The organism is Pseudomonas reinekei (assembly GCF_001945365.1).
Taxonomy (GTDB): Bacteria; Pseudomonadota; Gammaproteobacteria; order Pseudomonadales; family Pseudomonadaceae; genus Aquipseudomonas; species Aquipseudomonas reinekei.
The window spans coordinates 441,456-464,687 of sequence record NZ_MSTQ01000002.1; the positions used below are offsets into that span (position 1 = coordinate 441,456).

Genomic DNA, 23,232 nt, shown 5'->3' on the forward strand with positions numbered 1-23,232 from the left:
GTGTTATCGACCCTGCCCTAAGCCTTGGCAAATGACAAGATGGCTCGGGATTGAGTGGCGACTTCGTTATGTTGGGCACCGACGATTTTCATGACCTGCAATCCACCGGTTATGCCTTGGGCGCGCCCCCGGGCGGGCAGTTGTTGGTGTTGCTGGCGGTCGCCGCTGTTGATCTGCTCGTGCAGGCTCTGGGAACCGCCGCGCGAGGCTGTGTCCTTGAGCACGCCGATCAGGCATCGTCGGTTCTGACTACGTGAACGACATTTTTGAACTGAACCGCTGCGGCGCCTGCCTCGATAATCGTTCGCTTACCGACGAACTGGCGAGGTCAAGCATGACGAGCACAACTACGGAACAAGTCAGCCCGCAAACCCTGAGAAGAGTGATCGTGGCGGCCGGTATCGGCAATTTCGTCGAGTGGTTCGATTTCGCCGTCTATGGTTTCCTGGCCACCACCATCGCCCAGCAATTTTTCCCCAGTGGCAATGCCAGTGCGGCGCTGCTCAAGACCTTTGCGGTATTTGCCGTGGCGTTTGCGTTTCGGCCCGGGGCAATCCAAACGGGCCACTGCTTGTTCGGGTCGATCGCTCTCGGTTGGAAAATCGCTTGTCGAACCCAAACACGGGGTGAGGAATTTTTACTCAATCGACAGTCAGCCCTGTCCAGCGCTCCGAGATTGTCCACAAGCGCTCAGCGAAATCGGCGTTTGCGGCCCATTCTTTCACGCCCTTACGGCCCGTTCCCGATTCGTTGATGGGCGCAACATTGCAATCCTCACAATAAACGCCCCCCTTCCCGTCCAGCGCTTTGCTCGTCGCGCACCAAAGTCCGGTCGCGGCGCCCTGTTCAACAGTCTTCATCCCCGCTTCGGGAGCAATTCGTGGCCGTCCTTGCTCATCTAACGCATCGAACCCGGCGATTTCTTCGGCGCTAAGGTGACGCGCCAGATCAGTCAAAATTTGTCCAGGATGTAATGAAAATGCGCGCACGCCATGACTGCGACCCCGGCGGTCCAACGCTATTGCAAACAGCGCGTTGGCCGTCTTGGATTGCCCGTAAGCAACCCATTTGTCATACGGTCGCTGGAGAAAATCAATATCATCGAAATCTACTCCCGCAATTTGATGGCCTCGGGACGACATCGACACAACCCTGGCTTGACCTGCCGCAACCAGCATCGGCCAGAGTGCGCATGTCAAACGGAAGTGACCGAGGTGATTAATGGAAAATTGACTTTCATGGCCATCGGCATCGCGTATCAAAGGCGCGGCCATAACACCCGCGCAATTAATCAGCAGCGATAAGGCCCGCCCACGGCTGGCTACACGCTGACTGAATTCATGGATCGACTCTGGATTCATGAGGTCCATCTCGTGAATCGAAATATTTTCGATACCCTCCATGGCTGCCTGGGCACGTTCAATATCTCGGGCCGGTACGATGACCTGCGCACCGGCAAGGGCGAGACTCTTCGCAGTGACGAGACCGATTCCAGAGTAGCCACCTGTCACGACTGCCAGTTGGCCAGTTAAATCCACCCCTGCCATCACTTCGGATGCGGTGCTGGCGGCGGTGAATGAACTTTCGACAGGTTTTTGCGCGCTGGTCATTTGATAAATCCCATTTGGGTTTCGGAAAGCGCCATTTTTCTTTAGGCTGTCTGGACGAACCAGTTCACTAAGTCCTGTTTTTTATCGTGATCATCCAAAAAGCTGTTACCGACCCGTTATCTGACGTACTCGCTGTTGCTGGCCTGCGCGCAGCTTGCTCTGTTCGTTTACAGGCCGGCGGCATCTGGGCCCTGCGCTTTAAACCCATCGAATTGAAGTTCAACGTGGTGAGGCATGGTGAGTGTTGGCTTTTGATGCAGGATAAGGCCCCGTGTCTGCTACGAGCAGGAGACTGCTTCGTGATTGCACGCACACCTTTCATATTGGCCAGTGGACCAGACGTTGAACCGATAGATGCCGCTGAAGTCTTCACTGACAACGTTATGACAGCGACGTTCGGGGTCGGTAACGACGTGGAGTTATTGGGAGGTAGCGTCTCGTTTGACAGCCCTGGCGCCGTTGAACTGATAGATCTGCTGCCTTCTGTCGTGGTGATCAAGGCAAAATCTACAAGCGCGTCGTCATTCGCCTGGTTGCTCGACGAGCTCGATCGAGAATGGCAGTCTAGCCAGGTCGGCGCGTTCGCTATGTGCAACGACCTGCTACGGATGATTTTCGTGCACGCGTTACGGCATCACGTACTGACCGCTGATGTCGCAGACCTGAACTGGCTGGGTGGGTTGCGAGACTCATCCATCGCGCCCGTGCTCCGAGCGATCCATCGGCAGCCTGAAAAAATATGGCGACTGGGAGAGATGGCCGATATCGCTTGCATGTCGCGCTCCAGTTTCGCTGCGGTGTTCAAAACCCGGGTAGGACAGGCGCCAGTGGAGTACGCCACCCGTTGGCGAATGCGTGTTGCGGCGACACGCTTGCGTAACAGCGCTGAAAGTATCTCGAAGATTGCCGCCTCTCTCGGGTATCTATCCGACGCAGCCTTCGGTGTCGCGTTCCGGCGCATCCACGGGAAATCGCCAGGACGTTATCGTCGAGAGGCGTGACTCGCATCGCATTTTCAAGCGGGAAAAGGGGAACAAGGAAAGGGCCGGAAGCGGTTGAGGGCGCAGGAGGATCTTCACCCCAGCTGCATCGACAGCACCTCAGAGTGATTGGCGTGAAATGTCCTGAATTCGTCCGCCTCAGGCGTTTCGGGCGCTGTACGGCAGGGCTAACCTTGCTCCCTACCAACCCGCTGAGGAATGCCATAATGTCCGCTCAGAAAACTGCACTGATTGTCATTGATGTACAAGAGTCGTTTCGCGCTGCTCCTTACTGGGACGAAGATAGCTTGCCGACCTTTCTTTCTCACCTGCAACCGCTGATAGATGGCGCGAAAGCCGCCGGCATGCCGGTGCTTCAGGTCTTTCATGCGGAGGGTACCGGTCCGTTTTCCGAGGCATCTGGCCTCGTCGAGACCATGGCGCCGCTCAACATTGAGCCTGACGCCATCTTCAAGAAGCCGCGACACAGTGCACTGGTGGGGTCCGGCCTCGATGTCTGGCTGAACACGCACGGCATCCGCCGCGTCATCATTTCTGGTATCCGCACCGAGCAGTGCTGTGAAACCACCGCTCGACACGCGTACGACCTGGGCTACAACGTCGATTTCGTCAGCGAGGCGACGCTTACTTTCCCGATGACCGACGACGCTGGCCGTGAATGGAGCGCTGATGAACTGCATGCCCGTACCAAACTGGTATTGAGTGGACGCTTCGTCCGGGTTGCCACTGTCAAGGAGGCGCTAGCGGGGGCCGCAGAGGCATTGCCGAGCCCAGGGGGTACAGCAGTCGCATGATTACCTGTGCGCGGCATCCGGTTGTGATCGAGGTTATTGTTGTCGTACCGCCGCGCGTCCTGCTGCTGGATGTGGCCGGACCTATCGAGGTACTGCGCAAGGCTAATCTTGAGCAGGATGCCGTGCACTATCGTGTGCGCTACGTTGGTACGATGCCTTCGGTGACAAGTTCTATCGGGTTGGGTATCAACGGCATTGAATCGTTGCCCGACCCGTTGCCGAGTGGTGCTCTGGTGGTATTGCCCGGAACATCGGATCAGATACTCGACAGCGCCTCCTCTCTTCCCGGCAACGGATCTGTCGGTGTTGAAGAAGACGCGGCTTCGGCTATGCACGAAGCGACGATCGCAGCGTGGCTCAGACGGACAATCAAGCCCGGTATTCGCTTGGTATCGATTTGTTCTGGCGCCCTTGTAGCTGCCCGGGCCGGGTTTCTGGACGGCCACGACTGCACCACCCATCATGCCTGCATTGCAGAACTTTCCAGCGCCGCCCCGCTCGCCAGGGTCAAGGAAAATCGACTGTATGTGGAGGACGGCGAGCGACTGACGAGCGCCGGCATTACGGCCGGTATTGATCTGATGCTGCACATCGTGACTCAGCACACCGGTCATGCCGTCGCGCTTGCAGTGGCCCGATACCTGGTGGTCTATCTGCGCCGCGCAGGCGCTGATCCGCAGCTATCGCCCTGGCTTGAAGGGCGTAGTCATATTCATCCCACCATACACCGCGCACAGGATGCCGTGGTGGCAGAGCCAACGCGAGACTGGTCGGTCGAGACACTGGCGCACGTAACGGGTGCGAGCTCGCGCAATCTCTCACGGCTATTCAACCTACACACGGGCATGAGTGTTGCGGAGTACATCAATCGCATGCGCGTGGCACTGGCGCGAGAGTTGTTAATCGGCTCGCAGCTTGATATCGAAGCGGTCGCCGAGCGCGCTGGATTCGCATCGGCGCGCCAGTTACGGCGGGCGTGGGCTCGTTTTTATAAGGTGCCGCCAAGCCAGATGCGCGAGGTTGGCACTCTCAGGGGCTAACATCGTCCTGGAAGATGTCGGCCCCCATACTCATCACTGTCCGTCGAACCGTACCCGTGATCAGGCAAGCCGCGCATGACAGGCAACTGTCACCTGCCCATCCACAGAGGTGCCTGCGCTGCCGTCCCGCGTTCGCGCTCAGGCGCCTTGTATCTGTAGGGTTGCTGTCTAGCCAGCTGAGCCTGGACTTCAGCGACGGCATTCAACACTTTCTGCGCCCAGTTCTCGTCATCCGGACGTACCACCACGACGCGAAAACCGTGATCACAGCCTTCAATATGCACGCCCTCTGAATCATCCACGTGCAAGTCGATATCGAATGCCGGTGGAAACTTCGACGGGGAGTTCGACAGCCCGTGCGCCGTCAGGGCATGGCTATGCCGGACACTGTTGACCACACCGTCAACGTGGATGCCGTACAGTAATAGCCAACGCCTGATGTAGGACGGTGTCCGCCCGGACGACGTGTAGACCCAGATACTGCATCCCTGACGGCGTAATTCTCGAGTCAGTGCGCGTGTTCCTGTGCGCAAAGGCTCGCCCAGCCAACGATGAACACAGGCCGGCAGCCTGCTTTGCTCGACGGCGCAGTGATGGAGCTGACAGGCCAGCGTGTCATCGATATCAAACGAGATACGTATGCGCTGACGCCTGAATGCGTGCATCGCAAGAGAATCCTTGATGGATTGCCACACTCGACTGCTGGAAACCCGGCACTTGTCGGGCATCGGATACCTGCTCATCATTCGCCACCCAGATAGACGGGCACTGGTTTGTCGCTCACAAAAAATTCCTTTGGATCAGGCGCTTGTTCTTCCAGGAAGGCTGCATATTTTTTCTTGATCTTTGGCAATTCGTACAAAGCCTTGACGCCATGTTTGGCGGAGTTGCGTATGACCGATGAGGGGTTGAAGTAACCTTCGGCGTTATCCAGCGTCAGCACAAATGGAGGCAGCCCCGCACGCATGAGCAAATAACTGACGATGAGCGATCCGGTGCGGTGATTGCCTTCGATGAACAACTGCGGCTTGCTGAGTATTCGTACGTAGACACCGGCCGCACGCTTCCAGATGGATTCGCTGCGATACGCACTGTACCAGTTGTACAAATCCTTGATTCCCCCTTCAACGTTGTTGAAGAAGTGTTCCTCGGTGGCAGTAAGGTGCTGAGCGTATTCCAGGCGGCGTGCCGGGTCGCGACCACAGAGAACGGTGGCATTGATCTCCAGCATTAGATTCAGTTGCTGAAGATCGAACAGGTCGACGCCACGAGCGACGTAGTCGTCAATCAGTGCATAGCCATCGAGCACATTACGCAGCACTTCGTCAGTCAAGGGATCACGCGGCTCGGTAAAGTGCCTGCTGAGCTCGGCAAAGCGACCTTGCACGTCACGCAGTGCACGTTCAATCGCTGGCAAGTCAAGACGACGCTTTGCAGACATTGATAATCCTGAGAGATGGCTGAGAGGAAAATCGACCGGATGCACGCAACTGTCGTTTGACAGTTGCGTCGGCCTTGACCGGATGATTGCGGGTCAGCTGAATTTGCCGCTGATGTAATCGCTTGTCATTTGTTCGCGCGGGTTGTCGAATATCTGTGCAGTGGGGCCCATCTCAACCAGGTAGCCGGTACGCGTACCCTGGGAAATATCCACCGAGAAAAATGCCGTCGTGTCAGCGACACGGATCGCCTGCTGCATGTTGTGAGTCACCAGCGCGATGGTGTAATCCTTCTTCAACTCGACCATCAATTCTTCGACACGGCGAGTGGCAATCGGGTCGAGTGCCGAGCACGGCTCATCCAGCAACAAAACTTCCGGCTCGGTCGCGATGGCGCGGGCGATACAGAGGCGTTGCTGCTGGCCACCGGAAAGGGACAAGCCGCTGACTTTGAGCTTGTCCTTGACCTCGTCCCACAGCGCCGCGCCTTGCAGGGCGTGCTTCACGCGGTCACCCAGATCGCCCTGGTAGCGATTGAGGCGCAGGCCAAAAGCGACGTTATCGAAAATGCTCATCGAAAACGGGTTGGGTTGCTGAAACACCATCCCGATATAGCGGCGCACGACCACTGGATCCACGCCCTTGCCATAGACGTCTTGCCCGAGGAAATGCACATGGCCCTCGAAGCGAAAGCCTTTTACCAGATCATTCATCCGGTTGAGGCTGCGCAGCACCGTACTCTTACCGCAGCCAGACGGACCGATGAACCCGGTGATCTTGTTTTTTTCGATCGGCACATGGCTGTCACGCACGGCCATGAAGTTGCCGTAGAAAATCTTGTCCAGCTTGCAGTCCATGACCACAGGGGCCTGGGCCTCGAACGGGGCGACTTTTTGCGCAGATAATACGTTCACACTGTTTGCTCCCATTCTTAAAACTTTGGCTTGCCGAAAATTCGGCTGACGATATTCACGAACAGCACGATCATCACCAATACCAGCGAGGCCGCCCAAGCGAGCTCAAGCTGATTGTCGAACGGCATGCCGGAGAAGTTGTAAATCAGTACGGCCAGCGATGCAGTCGGATTCATCACCGCCAGACTGCCGTCGTGGTAGATCCAGTAGTTGCTGAACAACGCGGTAAACAACAGCGGCGCGGTTTCGCCGGCTGCGCGCGCAACCGCGAGCATTACGCCGGTCAGGATCGCCGGCAGGCCGGTAGGCAAGATGATCTTCCAGATCACCTGCGAGCGGGTGCAGCCCATACCGTAGGCGGCATCCTTCATGATCTTGGGCACCATGCGCATCGACTCTTCAGCCGTGAGCACGACGATAGGCAGCATCAGTACTGCCAATGCCACGCCGCCCGCCGGAGCCGAGTAAGTACCGGTGGTCATCACCACCAGGGCGTAGGCGAATACACCGGCCAAAATCGAAGGCAGCCCCGTGAGCATCTTGGCGGCAAAGCGTGCAGCATTGGCCAGCTTGCTGTCCGGCCCCAGTTCCGCCAGAAAGATGGCCGCCATGATGCCGACCGGCACCGCGATCGCCGCCGCGATACCGACCATGACGAAGGTGCCCGCCATCGCGTTGCCGAAGCCGCCGCCCATCTCGAAACCGGTCGGCGGTAGCTCGGTGAACACTTCCAGGCTGAGGCGAGCACCGCCACGGGTGATCAGCATATAAAGCACGGAAATCAGCGGCACGCTCGCCACCAGAGCGCCCGCCCAGACCAGTGTGGTCAACACCAGGCTGCGCAGGGCGCGGCCTTCGAACTTGCGTTGCAGGCTTGGAAAAGCAGCTGTAGAGGACGTGATGTCAGTCATCATTTAGTACCACGCTGGGCATAGACCATGATCATGGAACCGATGACGTTCACCAGCAGCGTGATAAACATCAGTACCAGTGCGGCGTACATCAACACTTCGATCTCGTTCGGGCCGGCTTCGGGGAAGTTCAGCGCCAACAAGGCCGCCAGCGTATTGGCCGGGGCAAACAGAGAAAGCGAGATATTGTTCGCGTTGCCCACCAGCATGGCCAGCGCCATGGTTTCACCCAGCGCGCGGCCCAGGCCGAGGACCAGGGAACCGAAAATGCCGGTGGCTGCGGATGGCACCATCACCTTGAGAATCGCTTCCCAATGGGTGGTCCCCATGCCATAGGCCGCCTGTTTGGTTTTCATCGGAACAGCCGTGAGGGCATCCTGCGAAACGGCAGCGATGGTCGGCAGAATCATGATGGCCAGTACCAGCGCGGCAGGTAACAGTCCCGGTCCGCTCAAGGTCGTACCGAAAAAAGGTATCCAGCCAAGTTCGCTGTTAAGCCATTCCGTGAGGGGCCGAATGGCCGGGATCACCACGTAGATGCCCCACAGACCATAAACGACGCTGGGAATGGCCGCGAGCAATTCGACGATGGTGCGAAAAATGGCCGCCAGTTGCGCGGGAAGGAAGTCCTGGGTCAGGAAAATCGCCATGCTGACACCGAAAACACCGGCTATCAATAGAGCGATGAAGGCGCTGTAGAGCGTTCCCCAAATGGCCGGCAGAATGCCGTACTTGCCCTGGTTCACGTCCCATACCGTTCCAAAAAGAACGTCGAGTCCGTGTTTCTCCATGCCTGGAAGTGCCTTGCGTCCTACCTCGAACACCAAGGCAAAGACCAGCGCCAGGATAAGAACCACACCGATGCGCGCGAGCGCGCGGAAGGTTCGGTCAACCAGAAAATCCTTGGTAGACGGTGGACGGCAAGCAGAATCCGGGTTAACCGGTACGACAAATGGCTGGATCATGGGCTATTCCGGAGCGTAGGGGAAAGCTCCTCGGCGAGGCTGAAAGCTCACGCCGAGAGAGACTTCGCGAGCGTCACTGGATGTTGGCGGAAGCTTTGCGAACCTGATCGACCACCGATGGCGGCAGAGGGATGTACCCCATCGAATCGGCAATTTTCTGACCTTCAGTCAGGCTGTATTCGACCATCTCACGCATGGCTTTGGCCTTGGCCGGGTTCTCGTTCTGCTTGCGGAAGATCATCCAGGTGTAGGAAGTGATCGGGTAAGACTTGGCACCGTCCGGATCAGGCAGCCAGGCCACCAGGTTTTCAGGCATCTTCACAGCCGCCAGCGCCTCTGCACCACTTTCCGCGTTCGGCACAACGTAATTGCCGGCCTTGTTCTGCAACTGGGCGAAGTCAACCTTGGCCAGTTTGGCGAAGCCGTATTCGATGTAGCCAATCGCGCCCGGGGTCTGACGCACAGTGGCCGTCACACCATCGTTCTTGGGCGACTTGATGAATTTGTCGCTGGCTGGCCAGTTGACGGTGTTGCCTTCACCCAAGTCTTTCTGGAACGTCGGGTTGATCGTCGCCAGGTGCTTGGTGAATACGGCGGTGGTACCGCTGGAGTCAGCACGTACGACCACGGTGATCGGCATGTCGGTCAGTTTCAGGTCCGGGTTGGCGGCGGCGATCTGTGGATCGTTCCAGCGGGTGATCTTGCCCAGAAAGATGTTGGAGTAAACGTCGCGTGGCAGCTTCAGGCCCTTGGGATTGCCCGGCAGGTTGTAGGCGAGCACGATTTCACCCGCTGTCATCGGCAGCAACTGCGCGCCTTCGGCGACCTTGGCAATGTCTTCGTCCTTCATTGCCGAGTCACTGGCCGCAAAGTCGACGGTTTTGTTCAAGAAGTCCTGTACACCCGCACCGCTGCCCTTGGATTGGTAATCCACGGTCACGCCAGCGGTTTTCTTGCTGAAATCCTTGAACCAGGTCAGGTAAATCGGAGCCGGAAAACTGGCGCCGGAACCTGTCAGGCGAACGCTTTCCGCAGCGAACGACACCGAGCTGGCACAAAGAGAAACCGTGATGGCTAGCGCAGCAGACTTCATGAAACTTTTCATCGAAAAATATCCTTGTGATTACGGGCTCCCGAACTCTGCAACATATTTGTGACGATTTTATGAACGTCGATTGGCAAAGGGCCATGTGGCCCACGTCCATTCGTAACAAGTTACAACTACTACTTGAGGCCTTGTCGTCGTAAGCCCTCGCTCAAGCCTGATCCACCGCCTCGACCACGCCCTTGTCCTCACCCAGGAACCCACCACTCTGATGCTGCCACAGCCGCGCATAGACGCCGTTTCTGGCAAGCAATTCGGTGTGGGTGCCCTGCTCGATGATGCGGCCATCATCCATGACGATCAGCCGGTCCATGGCCGCAATCGTGGACAACCGATGGGCGATGGCGATCACGGTCTTGCCCTGCATCATTTCATCGAGGCTTTCCTGAATGGCCACCTCGACTTCCGAGTCCAGCGCACTGGTGGCCTCGTCAAGCAGCAGGATCGGCGCATTCTTGAGCATCACCCGGGCAATCGCCACGCGTTGGCGCTGGCCGCCCGACAACTTGATGCCCCGCTCGCCCACCAAGGTGTCGTAGCCGGTGTGACCTTGCCGGTCGCTCAATTGGCTGATGAACTCATCGGCCTGGGCATTGGCCGCGGCGTTGCGGATTTGCGCGTCGGTCGCATCCGGACGGCCGTAGGCGATGTTGTCGCGAATGGAACGATGCAGCAGCGAGGTATCCTGCGTGACCATGCCGATGGCGCTGCGCAGGCTGTCTTGCGTCACGTGTGCGATGTTTTGCCCGTCGATGCGGATCTCCCCGCTGTCGACGTCATAGAAGCGCAGCAGCAAGTTGATCAGTGTGGATTTGCCGGCGCCGGAGCGGCCAACCAGGCCGATTTTTTCGCCCGGGCGGATGTTCAGACTCAGGCCATCGAGCACCTGGCGTTCGCCGTTGTAGTTGAAGCTCACCTTGTCGAAGGTGACCGCGCCGCCGGAGGTCACCAGCATGCCGGCGTCAGGCGCGTCCTGCACCTTGGTACCGAGGGTCAGCGTCGCCATGCCGTCCTGCAGGGTGCCGATGCTCTCGAACAGCGAGGTCATTTGCCACATGATCCAGTTCGACATGCCGTTGATACGCAAAGCCATGGCGATGATTGCCGCCACGGCACCTGCGCCGACCTCACCCTGGTGCCATAGCCACAGCGCATAACCACCGGCCCCCATGATCAACGCTACCACCAACGCCTGGTTGACGATCTCGAACAGGCTGACCAGGCGCATCTGTCGGAAGCCGGTCAGCTTGAAGTCCTCCATCGCTGCACGCGCGAAATGCGCTTCACGATTGGAGTGGGAGAACAGTTTCACTGTCGTGATGTTGGTGTAGGCGTCCGAGATACGCCCGGTCATCATCGACCGCGCATTGGCCTGCTCCTGCCCGACTTTCCCCAGGCGGGGCACGAAGTACAGCATGGCCAGCGCGAACAACACGACCCAGGCAACGAACGGCAACATCAGTTTCAGCGCAAAGCCGCCGGCCAGGGCGATGATCGCAATGAAGTACACCCCGATCCCGGGCACGATCTCGATCAGGGTGAACAGCACGTCGCGCACCGCCAGCGCCGTCTGCATGACCTTGGTGGTGACCCGGCCGGAAAACTCATCGGAAAAGAACGACAGGCTTTGCCGCAGCATCAGACGATGGAAATCCCAGCGCAACCGCAGCGGCAAGTTAATCGCCAATATCTGGTGCTGCACCATCGTGCGCAACGCCACCAGCCCGACACTGGTCACCATGACGATGCCCATGCCCCATAACACGCGACTTTCCTGGGCCGCCGCCTCCCCGCCCGCCTGCCAGGTCGAGAGTAAGTCCACGACCTGGCCGAGGAAAGAAAACAGCCAGGCTTCGTAAATCGACACCGCGGCGCTGAGCAGCGCAAGCGCAAGGACGTAACCGCGGGCGCCCCGTGTACAGGCCCACAGGAAGCGGGCCAGACCGTCGGGTGGCGGTGGTACCTCGTCAGGAGGAAACGGGTCTAGCCTTCGTTCAAACACACGAAGCATGAAGTTCTCCAAATCGATCAAAGTGAGGGGATTCTGCCATTGATCGGTTGCTTTGAGGGTTTTGCGGGGTTGAAGTGTGGCGCTGTTGGCCGATTGTCATGAGGATCGAGTGGCCGGGTTCAACGCTCAATGAGGTTCTGATTTTTCGTATTGACATATCGGTAAATCTCGATATCCTCAGCTCATGGACTTACTCGAAATCTTCAAAGCCCTCTCAAACCCTACGCGACTTGAAATCTTGCAAGGGTTGAAGGATCCCGCAAAGAACTTCCCTCCTCAGGATGAGGGTGACGTTCTCGTGGTGGGCGTCTGCGTCAGCAGTATTCAGCAAGGTATCGGGCTGTCGCAGTCGACGGTGTCTGGCTACCTTGCAACCCTGCAGCGGGTGGGCCTGGTCGAAGTCAGGCGCATCGGTCAGTGGACCTATTACAAGCGAAACGAAGCAACCATCCGTGTTCTTGCTGAGCTCATAGGGAAAGAGCTGTAATTTTTTACCGCATGATATCGAGATATCTCGATATCCCTTTTTATCGATATGAGGTTTCACAATGAAAGCGATGATCCTTAAAGCATTCGGCGGCCCCGAATCATTTGAACTGCGCGATGTGCCCAAGCCGGTGCCGCATGCGGGACAAGTTCTGGTGCGGGTACACGCCACCTCCATCAATCCGTTGGATTACCAGGTTCGACGTGGCGATTACCCCGACCTCGTCGCACTGCCCACCATTACCGGACACGACGTTTCCGGCGTCGTCGAAGCCGTTGGGCCGGGTGTGACGAACTTCGTGCCAGGAGACGAAGTCTGGTACACCCCGCAAATATTTGACGGTCCGGGAAGTTATGCCGAGTACCACGTCGCAGCCGAAAACATTATCGGCAAGAAGCCTGCCTCACTCAGCCACCTCGAGGCGGCGAGCCTGACCCTGGTGGGCGGGACGGCGTGGGAAGCACTGGTCGTGCGTGCAGCGCTCAGAGTCGGGGAAAGCATTCTTATACACGGCGGTGCCGGCGGGGTCGGCCATGTGGCGATCCAGCTCGCAAAAGCGATAGGCGCAAAAGTGTTCACGACCGTGCGCGAAGCAAACGTTGAGTTCGCACGGAACATGGGCGCCGATGTAATCATCGACTACGAAAAAGAAGACTATGTCGACGCCGTCATGCGGGAAACGGGTGGTCGTGGCGTTGATGTCGTGTTCGACACCATCGGCGGCAACGCCTTGACGCGCAGCCCCGACGCACTCGCACAACTGGGCCGCGTGGTCACGATCGTCGACATTGCACAACCACAAAACGTCGTTCAGGCCTGGGGCAAGAACGCGAGTTATCACTTCGTTTTCACGCGACAAAACCGCGGCAAGCTTGACGAGTTGAGCGCCTTGATAGAGCGCGGTCAGCTGCGCCCACACGTCGGCGCTGTCTATTCACTCGCCGACCTTGCGCTCGCCCACGCCCGGTTGGAAAGTCCCAACAACGGCCTTCAAGGAAAAATCGTGATTGCAGTGGAGCCATCGCTCATCTCGTAAGTGCGAGGAAAAAGGGGGACAGAACTTGTAATCTGCCCCCCTTTTTCGCTCGTTCGATCTAAAGCATTTTCTCCAAACCAATCGCTTCGCTGAGCCAGGCTTTGAAGCTGCGCCATTTGCCGCCGGGCTCTTTGCGCAGGGTATACAGGCGGCCGTCGTCTTCGGCGATCCATACGATTTCGCCTTTTTCCAGGCGAGCCTGGTAACTCACGGCCGGCGCCATGCCCTCCTCTGCCAGCTTGCGCATGTAACCTGCCAATTCAGGGCTGTCGACCAGCACTCCGACCTCCGTATTCCAGAACACTGAACGCGGGTCGAAATTGAAGGAACCAATGAACACCTTCTGCTTGTCGAGGATGATGGCCTTGGTGTGCAAGCTGGAGTCCGAACCGCCGCTGAAACCGAAGGAAGAGCCGCCACTGGGATCGTCCGGCTGGCGCCGCAGCTCATAGAGCTTCACGCCATGTTCGAGCAGGGTTTTGCGGTATGGCGCATAGCCGCCGTGCACTGCCGGTACATCGGTGGCTTCCAGTGAGTTGGTCAGCAGCCGCACATCAACACCGGCGTCGGCACGCCCGAGCAAGTAGCGCATGCTCGGCTGTTGCGGGACGAAATACGCCGAGATCAGGATCAGCTCCTTGTTGACGCTGTCCAGTTCAGGCCGCAGTTGTGTGGCCATCATCAGAGTGTGGCGGGGCGGCGCCCTGGAGGATTTTCCCCAGTTTGACCTTCACTTCATCCGGGCTAGCCCCTTGCTGTCGCCACCGCTGGCCCCAGGCAGCCAGCAATAGGGGCTGGCTGGCATATGCGTATTGATTTCCCGCGACAATCAACGGCGCACCCGACTTCAGATGAGCCCGAATGGATTGCAACAGTTGGTGTTTGGCATCATCACCCTCCAGATGATGCAGGACACCGATCAACGTGGCGGCGTCGTAGGACTGGTCCGCTTCGAGATCTTCAATGTGCCCCAGATGCAGGTCCGTTCTTTCCAGTAAGTTGTTCAACGTTAACTGGTGCTTCGCTGCCTCCACGCTCGCTATGTTCGCTAACGAACAGACCAACCGCCCTCCTGCCCCTCACACTCGAGGCTGAAAAGCTACGTCAAAAAGGCGCTGCTCGGTGCTGGCGCAATGCGTTGGCGCACCTTTCAAATGCGCGCAATTTCAGGCGTGCGTTTCTGGCACAGGACCTTATGAACAGCATATGGACACGCATCCAAAGGGTGTTTACTCGTTCGCCCGGCTTTAGGCGAACCGGGCAGTTTTCCCTCCCTAAATTCAAGTACGAGCCGATCCTGCGCTCGGAGCTTTTCAGTGCCGATCAGATGGCCTGCCACGGCATCATCCTGGCCGGGCAGCATCGTCTGACCTCGCTGTCCTCGCGGGACTCGATGCTGCGCAGGCTCGATGACAACGAACAATTACTCAAACGCAGTTGTACCGCGCTGGCCAACGGGCAGTTGTCCAGCCGCCGGGTAACGCCCGCAGCGGAATGGTTGCTGGACAATTTTTTTCTGGTCGAAGAGCACATTCGTACCGCCCGCACGCACTTGCCCAAAGGCTACAGCCGGGAGTTGCCACGCTTGATCAACGGCCCGTCCGCCGGGCTGCCTCGGGTCTACGACATCGCACTGGAGACCATTTCCCATGGTGACGGTCGCGTTGATGAACAAAGCCTGTGCCGCTTCATTGTTTCCTATCAGACCGTGATGCCGCTGGCGCTGGGAGAGCTGTGGGCGGTACCGATCATGTTGCGTCTGGCGCTGATCGAAAACCTGCGGCGAGTGGCCTCGCGGGTCATGGCCAACGCCGATGACCGCAACCTGGCCGATGACTGGGCCGAGCGCCTGATCGAAACCTCGGAACGCGACATCAAGAGCGTGGTGTTGACCGTGGCCGACATGGCCCGCTCCGCGCCACCGATCACCGCCGCATTTGTCGCCGAGTTCACCCGTCGCCTGCAGGGCCAGAGCGCTGCCCTGGCACTGCCCTTGAACTGGATCGAGCAGCTGCTCAGCGAGACCGGGTCCAGTATCGAACGCCAGGTGCAGCTCGACGCGCAACAACAGTCAGCGGACCAGGTGTCCATCAGCAACAGCATTGCCAGCCTGCGTTTCCTGTCCGCCACTGACTGGCGCGAGTTCGTCGAGTCGATGAGTCATGTCGACCAGATACTCAGGGAAGACCCGGCGGCCGTTTATACCCAGATGGATTTCAGCACCCGGGACAGCTATCGACATGTCATTGAGCGCCTCGCCCGAAGAAGCCCCCAGCATTCGGAAATCCAGGTCGCCCGCACCGCGATCGACCTCGCCGCCAGCGCACAGGCCAAGGTTGCCTGTCCAGTGCTGGCCCGCCATGTCGGGTATTACCTGATCAGCGCGGGCCTGCCCACGCTGGAGCGAAAACTTGGCGCCCGGGTGCCACTCCATGAGCGCTGGAACCGTTTGTTGCAGCTGTCGCCACTGATGTTCTACCTGGCGCCGGTGGCTTTTCTCACGCTCATCTTCGCCTGGCCACTGTTGGCCTCTGCGCGGCGCGACGGGATGGCCGATGCGGCGCTTGTGTTACTGGCGATCCCCTGCCTGATCATGACCAGTCGACTGGCGATCGGCCTGATCAACTGGTTGGTGACCTTCAGTCTGGTGCCGGCGGTTTTGCCGAAAATGGATTACGCCTCAGGTATTCCCGATCAGGCGAGAAGCCTGGTGGTGATCCCGACGCTGATCGCCAGCCTGGCCGATGTGGACGAACTGGTGGAAGGCCTTGAAGTGCGCTTTCTGGCCAACCGCGACAGCAACCTGTATTTCGCCTTGCTCAGCGATTTTCTCGATGCCGCGCAGGAAACCGAGGCCCAGGACACCGAGTTGCTGACCCAGGCCACCCGTGCAATCACCTTGCTCAACCAGAAATATGCGGACGGCCTCAGCGACCGCTTCTTTCTGCTGCACCGGCCGCGGCGCTGGAACGCAGGCGAACGGGTGTGGATGGGCCATGAGCGCAAGCGCGGCAAGCTGATCGAGCTCAACGCCCTCTTGCGTGGTCAGGGACAGGACCGTTTCGATGCCATCGTCGGCGACATCAGCCCGCTGAGCACGGTGCGTTACGTGATCACCCTGGACACCGACACCCTGCTGCCCCGCGATGTCGCCCGCCAATGCGTGGCGGCGATGATGCACCCGTTGAATCGGCCGTTGTTTGATCGTGCCGGCGAGCAGATCGTCTCCGGCTACGCGGTGTTGCAACCGCGAGTGGGCATCAGCCTGACCAGCGCCACGCGCTCGGTCTACGCCCGACTGTTTGGCAGCGACGCTGGGGTAGATCCCTATACCCGGGCGGTGTCGGACGTTTATCAGGACCTGTTCCAGCAAGGCTCGTTCATCGGCAAGGGCATCTACGATGTGGATGCGTTCACCGGGGCCCTGGAAGGCTGCCTGCCGGACAACCAGATCCTCAGCCACGACCTGATCGAAGGCTGTTATGCACGCTCCGGGCTGCTCAGCGATGTGCAACTCTACGAGCAATACCCCTCGCGCTTCGGGGCTGATGTCAAACGCCGGCATCGCTGGGTTCGCGGCGACTGGCAACTGCTGCCGTGGACATTGCCCTGGGTACGCAACGCCGACGGCAATTGGGTGCACAACCGGCTGAGCGTGATGGCGCGCTGGAAGATTCTCGACAATCTGCGCCGCAGCCTGGAACCACTGGCGCTGGTGCTGATGCTGTCATGGGGATGGTTTGCCAGCAGCGCGCCTTTCAACTGGACGCTGACCGTGATCGGGTTGCTGGTGATTCAACCGCTGCTGCGGGCGGTGACCGACCTGATGCAACCGGTCGCCGATGTGCCCTACGGCCAATACGTGCGCGCGTTGCTCGGCGATCTGGGACAGGACCTGGCCCGGGCTGGTCTGACCCTGGCGTGGCTGCCCTTCGAGATGTTCTACAACGCCGACGCGCTCCTGCGCTCGTTGTGGCGAATCGGTTTCAGCAGACGCCTGCTGTTGCAATGGCAGCCCTCTCGGGAGGTGGAGCGTGCCACTGAAAACCGGCTGTCCGCTCTCTATCGGCAGATGTGGATTCAGCCGCTGGTGGTCCTCGTTGCACTGGGTCTGCTGACGGATAATCCACAGACGCTGGCCATCGCCAGTCCACTGCTGCTGGCATGGCTGGCGGGGCCGTGGATCGCCTGGCGGCTCAGCTCGCCGCCCAGGCAGTCGACATTCGCACCGTCGACGGACCAATTGCGCTTCCTGCGGTTGCTGGCGCGCAAGACCTGGGCGTTCTTCGATCAATACGTCGGGCCCGAGGATCACTGGCTGCCACCGGACAACGTGCAGGAAGAACCGAAGCCCGCGATTGCCCATCGCACCTCACCGACCAACATGGGCATGTCTCTGCTTGCGCATCTGGCCGCGCACGACTTCGGTTACTTGAGCACCGAACGGCTGCTGTCGCGCCTGGCGGCATCGCTGGACAGCATGGACGGCCTGGAACGTTATCGGCAGCACTTCTACAACTGGTACGACACGCAGACCCTGCAGCCGCTGCACCCGCAGTACGTCTCCACCGTCGACAGCGGCAACCTGGCGGGGCTGCTGCTGACTTTGAGCGTCGGCCTGAGACAGCTTGCAGACGCCCCGATGTTCGGCCCCTGCGTGGTCAAAGGCCTGCGCGATACCCTGAACATCCTGGCAGATGCCCGGCGCGACTCGGGCGCGGATGAAACCGCCCTGATTCCACTGACCAACGCCCTTGAGCATGCCTCGCCCGTCATGACAACCGAGATCCTGACAGACCTGCTGAACACGGCTCGCCTGATGGTAAACGCCACCCCCGCAGACACCGACGAGGAAAGCCTCTACTGGCGCGAAACGTTTCTGCGCCAATGCAGCGACTGGACCGAAGAACTGCAGCGCTTTCGCCTCCCTGCCCCGCTGGCCGCCATGCAGCCGCCGGGCGCTTTGCGCCAATGGGCCGCGCTGAACCCCGCTGACTGGGCGGCCGAGCATCTCGTTCAAATCGAACAGGTGCGCGGTATCGCCAGCAAGCGGCTGGAGCATCTGGAGCGGTTGGCGTCGCTGTCGACCTCGCTGGCGCAGATGGATTTTTCATTGCTTTACGACAATCAGCGCGACCTGTTCGTCATCGGCTACAACGCCGAGGAACTCAGGCTCGACAGCGGTTACTACGACTTGCTGGCCTCCGAAGTGCGGCTGACCAATTACGTGGCCATCGCTCAAGGACAAATTCCCCAGCGTGCCTGGTTCACCCTGGGCAGGCTTCTGGGGGAAAACGCGGGTGTGCCGACGTTGCTGTCCTGGTCGGGCTCGATGTTTGAATACCTGATGCCCATGCTGGTAATGCCTAACTATGACGGCAGCCTGCTGGACCAGACTTGCCGCGCCGCCGTAGCGGTACAGATCGAACACGGCGACTTGCTGGGGATTCCGTGGGGTGTTTCGGAATCGGGTTATTACACCCTCGATGCGCATTTCAATTATCAGTATCGCGCCTTCGGCGTTCAGGCCCTCGGGCTTCAACGCGGGTTGAGCAATGACGTGGTGATCGCGCCCTACGCCAGCGTTTTGGCGTTGATGGTCGATGCCGATGCGGCTTGCACCAACCTGCAACGGCTCGCCCTGCAAGGCTCGTCGGGGCGGTTCGGTTTGTATGAAGCGGTGGACTACACCGAGGCACGCTTACCCCGTGGCCAGAGCAACGCCGTGGTCCGCTCGTTCATGGCTCACCATCAGGGCATGAGCCTGCTGGCCTTGACCAGCCGCTTGCTCGATCAACCCATGCAACGACGATTCGAGGCTGACCCGGCGCTGCAATCAGCCCTCCTGCTGTTGCAGGAACGAGTGCCAAAATCCGTTGCGCCGTACCTGCAGACGGCTCAGTCGCCCGTGCCCGGTGATCAAGGCCAGGGCCAGGACCCCGGGCTTAGGGTGTTCGCTGACCCGGGCAGTAAACGTCCGGCCGTGCAGTTGCTGTCCAACGGTCGCTACCACGTCATGCTCACCAGCGGTGGCGGTGGCTACAGCCGCCGCCATGACATGGCCGTCACCCGTTGGCAGGAAGACACGTCCCAGGACAACTGGGGAATGTTCTGCTATCTGCGCGACGTGCAGTCCAATGCGGTCTGGTCGACCGCGCATCAGCCAACGTTGCAAAAGCCTGAGAGTCACGAGGCGATCTTCAGTGACTCCCGAGCGGAATTCCGTGCGCGCAACCTGGATTTCGACACTCACCTGGAGATTGTCGTCTCGCCAGAAGACGACATCGAACTGCGCCGCCTGCGGGTCACCAACCGCGCGTCATCGGCCAGGACGCTGGAAATCACCACCTATGCCGAGGTGGTGCTGACATCCCCGGCCAGCGATGCCATGCATCCGGCGTTCAGCAAGCTGTTCGTGCAAACCGAACTGCTGCCGGCGCTCCAGGCAATTGTCTGCAGCCGCCGCCCACGGTCCAGCGACGAAGCGACGCCGTGGATGTGCCATCTGCTGGCGGCACACGGCGTGGACATCGATGCGATCTCCTATGAAACCGACCGTGCCCGGTTCATCGGCCGCGGGCGCAGCCTGGTGTCACCGGCCGCCCTCGACGCCGATTGTGTGCACTTGTCCGGCAGTGCGGGCCCGGTGCTGGACCCGGTGGTCGCGGTCCGCTGCCGGTTTACCCTGCAACCTGGCCAACAAGCCACCATCGACCTGGTCACCGGCGTCGCCGACACCCGGGACGACTGCCTCTACCTGATCAACAAATACCGCGACCGCCACCTCGCCGACCGGGTGTTCGACCTGTCCTGGACCCATAGCCAAGTGTTGCTGCGCCAACTCAACATCTCGCTGACCGACGCTCGGCTGTTCGAACAGATGGCCTCGTCGCTGCTGTATGCGAACGCCTCGATGCGCGCCGACAACGCCGTATTGATCGCCAATCGACGCAATCAGTCGGGGCTCTGGGGTCAGGTCATCTCTGGCGACCTGCCCATCGTCTTGCTGCAAATCCAGAGCCTGGACAACATCACTCTGGTGCGGCAGTTGATTCAGGCCCACGCCTACTGGCGGCAAAAGGGATTGGTGGTCGACCTGTTGATCTGGAACGAAGACCAGGCCGGTTATCGCCAGCAATTGCAGGACGCGATCATGGGCCTGATCACGTTAGGCAGTGAAGCCACGCTGGTCGATCGCCCGGGGGGGATTTTTGTACGTGCAGTGCAACAGCTATCGAACGAAGATCGCGTGCTGGTGCTCTCGGTCGCCAGACTGGTATTGAACGAAGGTTCGGGCAGCCTCGCCGAACAGATTCATCGCCGCAAGGTATCGCCGGTGCACGCGCCATTCATTGCAAAACGCAGCCATCAAGCGAGCCCGGTGGTGGCCTGGCCCAAACCTTCAGCACTGCTGCTGGGCAACGCGTATGGCGGATTCAGCGCCGATGGCAGTGAATACATCATCAGCGGGCTGGCGCCCCACGCGACGCCGGCACCATGGGTCAATGTGATCGCCAATGCACAATTTGGCACGGTGGTCTCGGAGACCGGCAGCGCCTACACCTGGGCCGAAAACGCCCATGAGTATCGCCTCACACCCTGGCACAACGACCCGGTCACCGATTGCGGCGGTGAAGCCATTTATCTGCGCGACGAAGAGACCGGGCACTTCTGGTCTGCCGCCCCTCAACCCTGCCCCGGCAAAGGCCCCTACCAGACCCGCCACGGTTTCGGTTACAGCGTGTTCGAACATGAAGAAGACGGCATCTACAGCGAGCTGTGGATCTATGTCGCGCTGGATGCACCGATCAAGTTCATGCGACTACTGCTGAGCAACCGCTCGGGGCGCAGCCGGTCACTGTCGGTCACCGGGTACGTGGAATGGGTGCTGGGCGATCTGCGCAGCAAGTCGGCGATGCATGTGGTCACGCAATCCGATCCTGCCACAGGCGCCCTCTTCGCCCGCAACGCCTACTCGCTGGAGTTTTCCGAGCGGGTGGCGTTCTTCGACACCGACACGGTCGATCACGGCGTCAGCGGCGATCGCACGGAATTCGTTGGTCGCGGTGGCACCCTGGCCTCGCCAGCAGCGATGCAACATGCCGGTTTGTCCGGGCGCATGGGCGGCGGGCTGGACCCTTGTGCTGCCCTGCAAGTGTCGGTCGAGCTCGCCGATGGCCAGAGCAAGGAAGTGATCCTGCGCCTGGGCGCAGCCACCTCGAGCAACGCTGCCAGCCAACTGGTGCAGCGCTATCGGGGCAAGCTGGTCGCTGCCGAGCAATTGCACAGCGTGCGCGAACACTGGCGCTCCCTGCTCGGGGCCATACGTATTGAAACCGGTGCGCCGGCGGTCGATGTCATGGTCAACGGCTGGTTGATGTATCAGGTCATCGCCTGCCGCTTCCAGGCCCGCAGCGGTTTCTACCAATCGGGCGGTGCCATCGGCTTTCGCGATCAGTTGCAGGACAGCATGGCAATGATCCATGCCGCTCCTGCGGCCGTTCGCGCGCATCTGTTGCTGTGTGCCGGTCATCAGTATGCAGAGGGTGACGTGCAGCATTGGTGGCACCCGCCGATGAACCGAGGGGTTCGCACCGCTTGCTCCGACGACTTCCTGTGGCTGGTGGCCGCGACCAACCGCTATGTCGAAATGACTGGAGATGTAGCGGTACTGGAAGAGCACGCCGGCTACTTGGAAGGACGCCAATTGTCAGCCGGTGAAGAGTCTTACTACGACCTCCCGGGGACTTCGCCACTGCAAGAATCCCTGTATCAACACTGCGTGCGTGCCATCGAACATAGCCTGCGCCGTGGCCATCACGGGTTGCCGCTGATGGGCTGCGGCGACTGGAACGACGGCATGAATCGCGTCGGTCATCTGGGAGAAGGTGAAAGTGTCTGGCTCGGTTTCTTCAGCTACCAGGTGTTGATGCAATTTGCGCTGACCGCTCGTCTGCACGGTGATCAGGCCTTCGCCAAACGCTGCAGCGACAGCGCCGAGGCACTGCAACGCAATCTTGAGCACAGCGCCTGGGACGGCGACTGGTATCGCCGTGCCTGGTTCGACGACGGGCAACTGCTCGGCTCGGCGAGCAATGAAGAGTGCCGCATCGATTCCATTGCACAAAGCTGGTCGGTGCTTTCCGGAGCCGGTTCTGCCGCGCGCCAGGTCAAGGCCATGCAGGCATTGGATCAGCATCTGATCAAACGTGACATTCGCGCCGTGCTCCTGCTCGACCCACCGTTTGACAAGGGTGCGCTCGACCCGGGCTATATCAAGGGCTACGTGCCCGGTGTGCGCGAGAATGGCGGGCAGTACACCCACGCGGCCGTTTGGGCGGGCATGGCGTTCGCACAATTGGGGGATGCCGGGAAAGCGTGGGAAGTGCTGGACCTGATCAACCCGGCCGCCCCTGCCAACGTCGCGCGAATAGACACTTACAAGGTCGAGCCCTATGTCATGGCTGCCGACGTCTACGGCGCCCCGCCCCATGCCGGGCGAGGCGGCTGGACCTGGTACACCGGGTCGGCCGGCTGGATGTATCGGCTGATTGTCGAGTCATTGCTCGGCGTGCAACGCAGCGGTCGCACGCTGAGCCTCGAACCGTTGATACCCGCCGACTGGCCGGGCTTCAAGTTGCACTACCGCTTCGGCAGCACCCTTTACCACTTCGATGTGCATCAGGGCAGTTCGGCCCTCACCTCGATGACCCTCGACGGCCAGCCGTTGAACGGCAATGTGCTGACGCTGGAAGACGATGGCCTGGAGCGTTGGGTTCGGGTCGATTGTCGCGCCCGCCTGCCCGGGCCTCAAGCGCTGGAGTACGCGCATGCGGCCGATGAGTAGACATTGATCCCCAGCCGTGGCGTGCATGGGAGTACCCTGACCCGGTACTCACTCGCGCCACGGTGTCCTGTC

The 23,232-nt window shown here is 59.8% G+C and carries 15 protein-coding genes and 3 pseudogenes; 8 read left to right on the top strand and 10 right to left on the bottom strand.

Annotated elements, in window-relative coordinates; translation table 11 throughout:
• Positions 1 to 68 precede the first annotated feature (68 nt).
• Positions 69 to 257, top strand: a complete 189-nt coding sequence (locus tag BVK86_RS29210; protein ID WP_139315748.1) for a hypothetical protein — start codon at positions 69 to 71, stop codon at positions 255 to 257.
• A gap of 77 nt (positions 258 to 334) precedes the next feature.
• A pseudogene (locus BVK86_RS30070) lies at positions 335 to 547 on the top strand (MFS transporter); the annotation flags it as partial.
• A gap of 94 nt (positions 548 to 641) precedes the next feature.
• Here BVK86_RS30070 and BVK86_RS04450 read toward each other — a convergent pair.
• Positions 642 to 1,610 carry an oxidoreductase gene (locus tag BVK86_RS04450; protein WP_075945273.1) on the bottom strand — a complete coding sequence of 323 codons (969 nt, stop codon included), beginning with the start codon at positions 1,608 to 1,610 and terminating at the stop codon, positions 642 to 644.
• A gap of 86 nt (positions 1,611 to 1,696) precedes the next feature.
• On the opposite strand from BVK86_RS04450, the gene BVK86_RS04455 reads away from it, so the two are divergent.
• From BVK86_RS04455 to BVK86_RS04465, 3 genes are all read left to right on the top strand, one after another.
• The gene (locus BVK86_RS04455; protein WP_231977875.1) at positions 1,697 to 2,611 is read left to right on the top strand and encodes an AraC family transcriptional regulator; all 915 of its coding nucleotides are present in this window, start codon (positions 1,697 to 1,699) and stop codon (positions 2,609 to 2,611) included.
• 206 nt (positions 2,612 to 2,817) lie between these two features.
• Positions 2,818 to 3,405, top strand: a complete 588-nt coding sequence (locus tag BVK86_RS04460) for an isochorismatase family protein (RefSeq protein WP_075945274.1) — start codon at positions 2,818 to 2,820, stop codon at positions 3,403 to 3,405.
• Positions 3,402 to 4,445, top strand: coding sequence for a GlxA family transcriptional regulator (locus BVK86_RS04465; RefSeq protein WP_075945275.1), 1,044 nt, complete (start codon positions 3,402 to 3,404; stop codon positions 4,443 to 4,445). Before BVK86_RS04460 ends, BVK86_RS04465 begins: the two co-directional genes overlap by 4 nt.
• Positions 4,446 to 4,534: 89 nt before the next feature.
• Here BVK86_RS04465 and BVK86_RS04470 read toward each other — a convergent pair whose 3' ends face one another.
• The 7 genes from BVK86_RS04470 to BVK86_RS04500 all read right to left on the bottom strand — a co-directional run bounded on the left by BVK86_RS04470 (position 4,535) and on the right by BVK86_RS04500 (position 11,790).
• On the bottom strand, positions 4,535 to 5,110 hold the full coding sequence (locus BVK86_RS04470; protein WP_092267293.1) for a hypothetical protein: 576 nt from the start codon (positions 5,108 to 5,110) through the stop codon (positions 4,535 to 4,537).
• A gap of 77 nt (positions 5,111 to 5,187) precedes the next feature.
• A complete protein-coding gene (locus BVK86_RS04475) occupies positions 5,188 to 5,886 on the bottom strand; it encodes a hypothetical protein (RefSeq protein WP_075945277.1) in 699 nt (232 codons plus the stop codon).
• 93 nt (positions 5,887 to 5,979) lie between these two features.
• Positions 5,980 to 6,741: a phosphate ABC transporter ATP-binding protein PstB gene (pstB, locus tag BVK86_RS04480; protein ID WP_218232072.1), complete on the bottom strand. Its 762-nt coding sequence runs from the start codon at positions 6,739 to 6,741 to the stop codon at positions 5,980 to 5,982.
• A 74-nt stretch (positions 6,742 to 6,815) separates the two neighbouring features.
• Complete coding sequence (pstA, locus tag BVK86_RS04485) at positions 6,816 to 7,709, bottom strand: phosphate ABC transporter permease PstA (RefSeq protein ID WP_075945278.1); 894 nt, start codon at positions 7,707 to 7,709, stop codon at positions 6,816 to 6,818.
• Positions 7,709 to 8,674, bottom strand: a complete 966-nt coding sequence (gene pstC / locus BVK86_RS04490; protein ID WP_075945279.1) for a phosphate ABC transporter permease subunit PstC — start codon at positions 8,672 to 8,674, stop codon at positions 7,709 to 7,711. Before pstC ends, pstA begins: the two co-directional genes overlap by 1 nt.
• 73 nt (positions 8,675 to 8,747) lie before the next feature.
• The gene (pstS, locus tag BVK86_RS04495; protein ID WP_075945280.1) at positions 8,748 to 9,779 is read right to left on the bottom strand and encodes a phosphate ABC transporter substrate-binding protein PstS; all 1,032 of its coding nucleotides are present in this window, start codon (positions 9,777 to 9,779) and stop codon (positions 8,748 to 8,750) included.
• Positions 9,780 to 9,930: 151 nt separating this feature from the next.
• Entirely contained in the window at positions 9,931 to 11,790 is a 1,860-nt protein-coding gene (locus BVK86_RS04500; protein ID WP_075945281.1) for an ABC transporter ATP-binding protein, read from the bottom strand.
• A gap of 184 nt (positions 11,791 to 11,974) precedes the next feature.
• On the opposite strand from BVK86_RS04500, the gene BVK86_RS04505 reads away from it, so the two are divergent.
• A complete protein-coding gene (locus tag BVK86_RS04505; RefSeq protein WP_075945282.1) occupies positions 11,975 to 12,277 on the top strand; it encodes an ArsR/SmtB family transcription factor in 303 nt (100 codons plus the stop codon).
• A gap of 61 nt (positions 12,278 to 12,338) precedes the next feature.
• Positions 12,339 to 13,313 (top strand): zinc-dependent alcohol dehydrogenase family protein, encoded by a 975-nt coding sequence (locus BVK86_RS04510; protein WP_075945283.1) that lies wholly within the window; start codon positions 12,339 to 12,341, stop codon positions 13,311 to 13,313.
• Positions 13,314 to 13,371: 58 nt separating this feature from the next.
• Here the strand turns inward: BVK86_RS04510 and BVK86_RS04515 are convergent.
• Positions 13,372 to 14,010 (bottom strand): annotated as a pseudogene (locus BVK86_RS04515) (phospholipase D-like domain-containing protein); the annotation flags it as partial.
• Positions 13,994 to 14,347 (bottom strand): annotated as a pseudogene (locus BVK86_RS04520) (class I SAM-dependent methyltransferase); the annotation flags it as partial. The pseudogenes BVK86_RS04520 and BVK86_RS04515, both read right to left, overlap by 17 nt.
• Before the next feature lie 161 nt (positions 14,348 to 14,508).
• Here BVK86_RS04520 and BVK86_RS04525 point away from each other — a divergent pair.
• Positions 14,509 to 23,160: a GH36-type glycosyl hydrolase domain-containing protein gene (locus BVK86_RS04525; RefSeq protein WP_075945284.1), complete on the top strand. Its 8,652-nt coding sequence runs from the start codon at positions 14,509 to 14,511 to the stop codon at positions 23,158 to 23,160.
• The last annotated feature ends 72 nt before the right edge of the window (positions 23,161 to 23,232 follow it).

What these genes read in the sequence shown, in the direction of transcription:
- BVK86_RS04470 (WP_092267293.1), bottom strand. Translation starts at nt 5,110, where the DNA reads ATGCACGCATTCAGGCGTCAGCGCATACGTATCTCGTTTGATATCGAT.
- BVK86_RS04465 (WP_075945275.1), top strand. Translation starts at nt 3,402, where the DNA reads ATGATTACCTGTGCGCGGCATCCGGTTGTGATCGAGGTTATTGTTGTC.
- BVK86_RS29210 (WP_139315748.1), top strand. Translation starts at nt 69, where the DNA reads ATGTTGGGCACCGACGATTTTCATGACCTGCAATCCACCGGTTATGCC.
- BVK86_RS04460 (WP_075945274.1), top strand. Translation starts at nt 2,818, where the DNA reads ATGTCCGCTCAGAAAACTGCACTGATTGTCATTGATGTACAAGAGTCG.
- BVK86_RS04510 (WP_075945283.1), top strand. Translation starts at nt 12,339, where the DNA reads ATGAAAGCGATGATCCTTAAAGCATTCGGCGGCCCCGAATCATTTGAA.
- pstS (WP_075945280.1), bottom strand. Translation starts at nt 9,779, where the DNA reads ATGAAAAGTTTCATGAAGTCTGCTGCGCTAGCCATCACGGTTTCTCTT.
- pstA (WP_075945278.1), bottom strand. Translation starts at nt 7,709, where the DNA reads ATGACTGACATCACGTCCTCTACAGCTGCTTTTCCAAGCCTGCAACGC.
- BVK86_RS04450 (WP_075945273.1), bottom strand. Translation starts at nt 1,610, where the DNA reads ATGACCAGCGCGCAAAAACCTGTCGAAAGTTCATTCACCGCCGCCAGC.
- pstB (WP_218232072.1), bottom strand. Translation starts at nt 6,741, where the DNA reads ATGGACTGCAAGCTGGACAAGATTTTCTACGGCAACTTCATGGCCGTG.
- BVK86_RS04475 (WP_075945277.1), bottom strand. Translation starts at nt 5,886, where the DNA reads ATGTCTGCAAAGCGTCGTCTTGACTTGCCAGCGATTGAACGTGCACTG.
- BVK86_RS04500 (WP_075945281.1), bottom strand. Translation starts at nt 11,790, where the DNA reads ATGCTTCGTGTGTTTGAACGAAGGCTAGACCCGTTTCCTCCTGACGAG.
- pstC (WP_075945279.1), bottom strand. Translation starts at nt 8,674, where the DNA reads ATGATCCAGCCATTTGTCGTACCGGTTAACCCGGATTCTGCTTGCCGT.
- BVK86_RS04525 (WP_075945284.1), top strand. Translation starts at nt 14,509, where the DNA reads ATGAACAGCATATGGACACGCATCCAAAGGGTGTTTACTCGTTCGCCC.
- BVK86_RS04505 (WP_075945282.1), top strand. Translation starts at nt 11,975, where the DNA reads ATGGACTTACTCGAAATCTTCAAAGCCCTCTCAAACCCTACGCGACTT.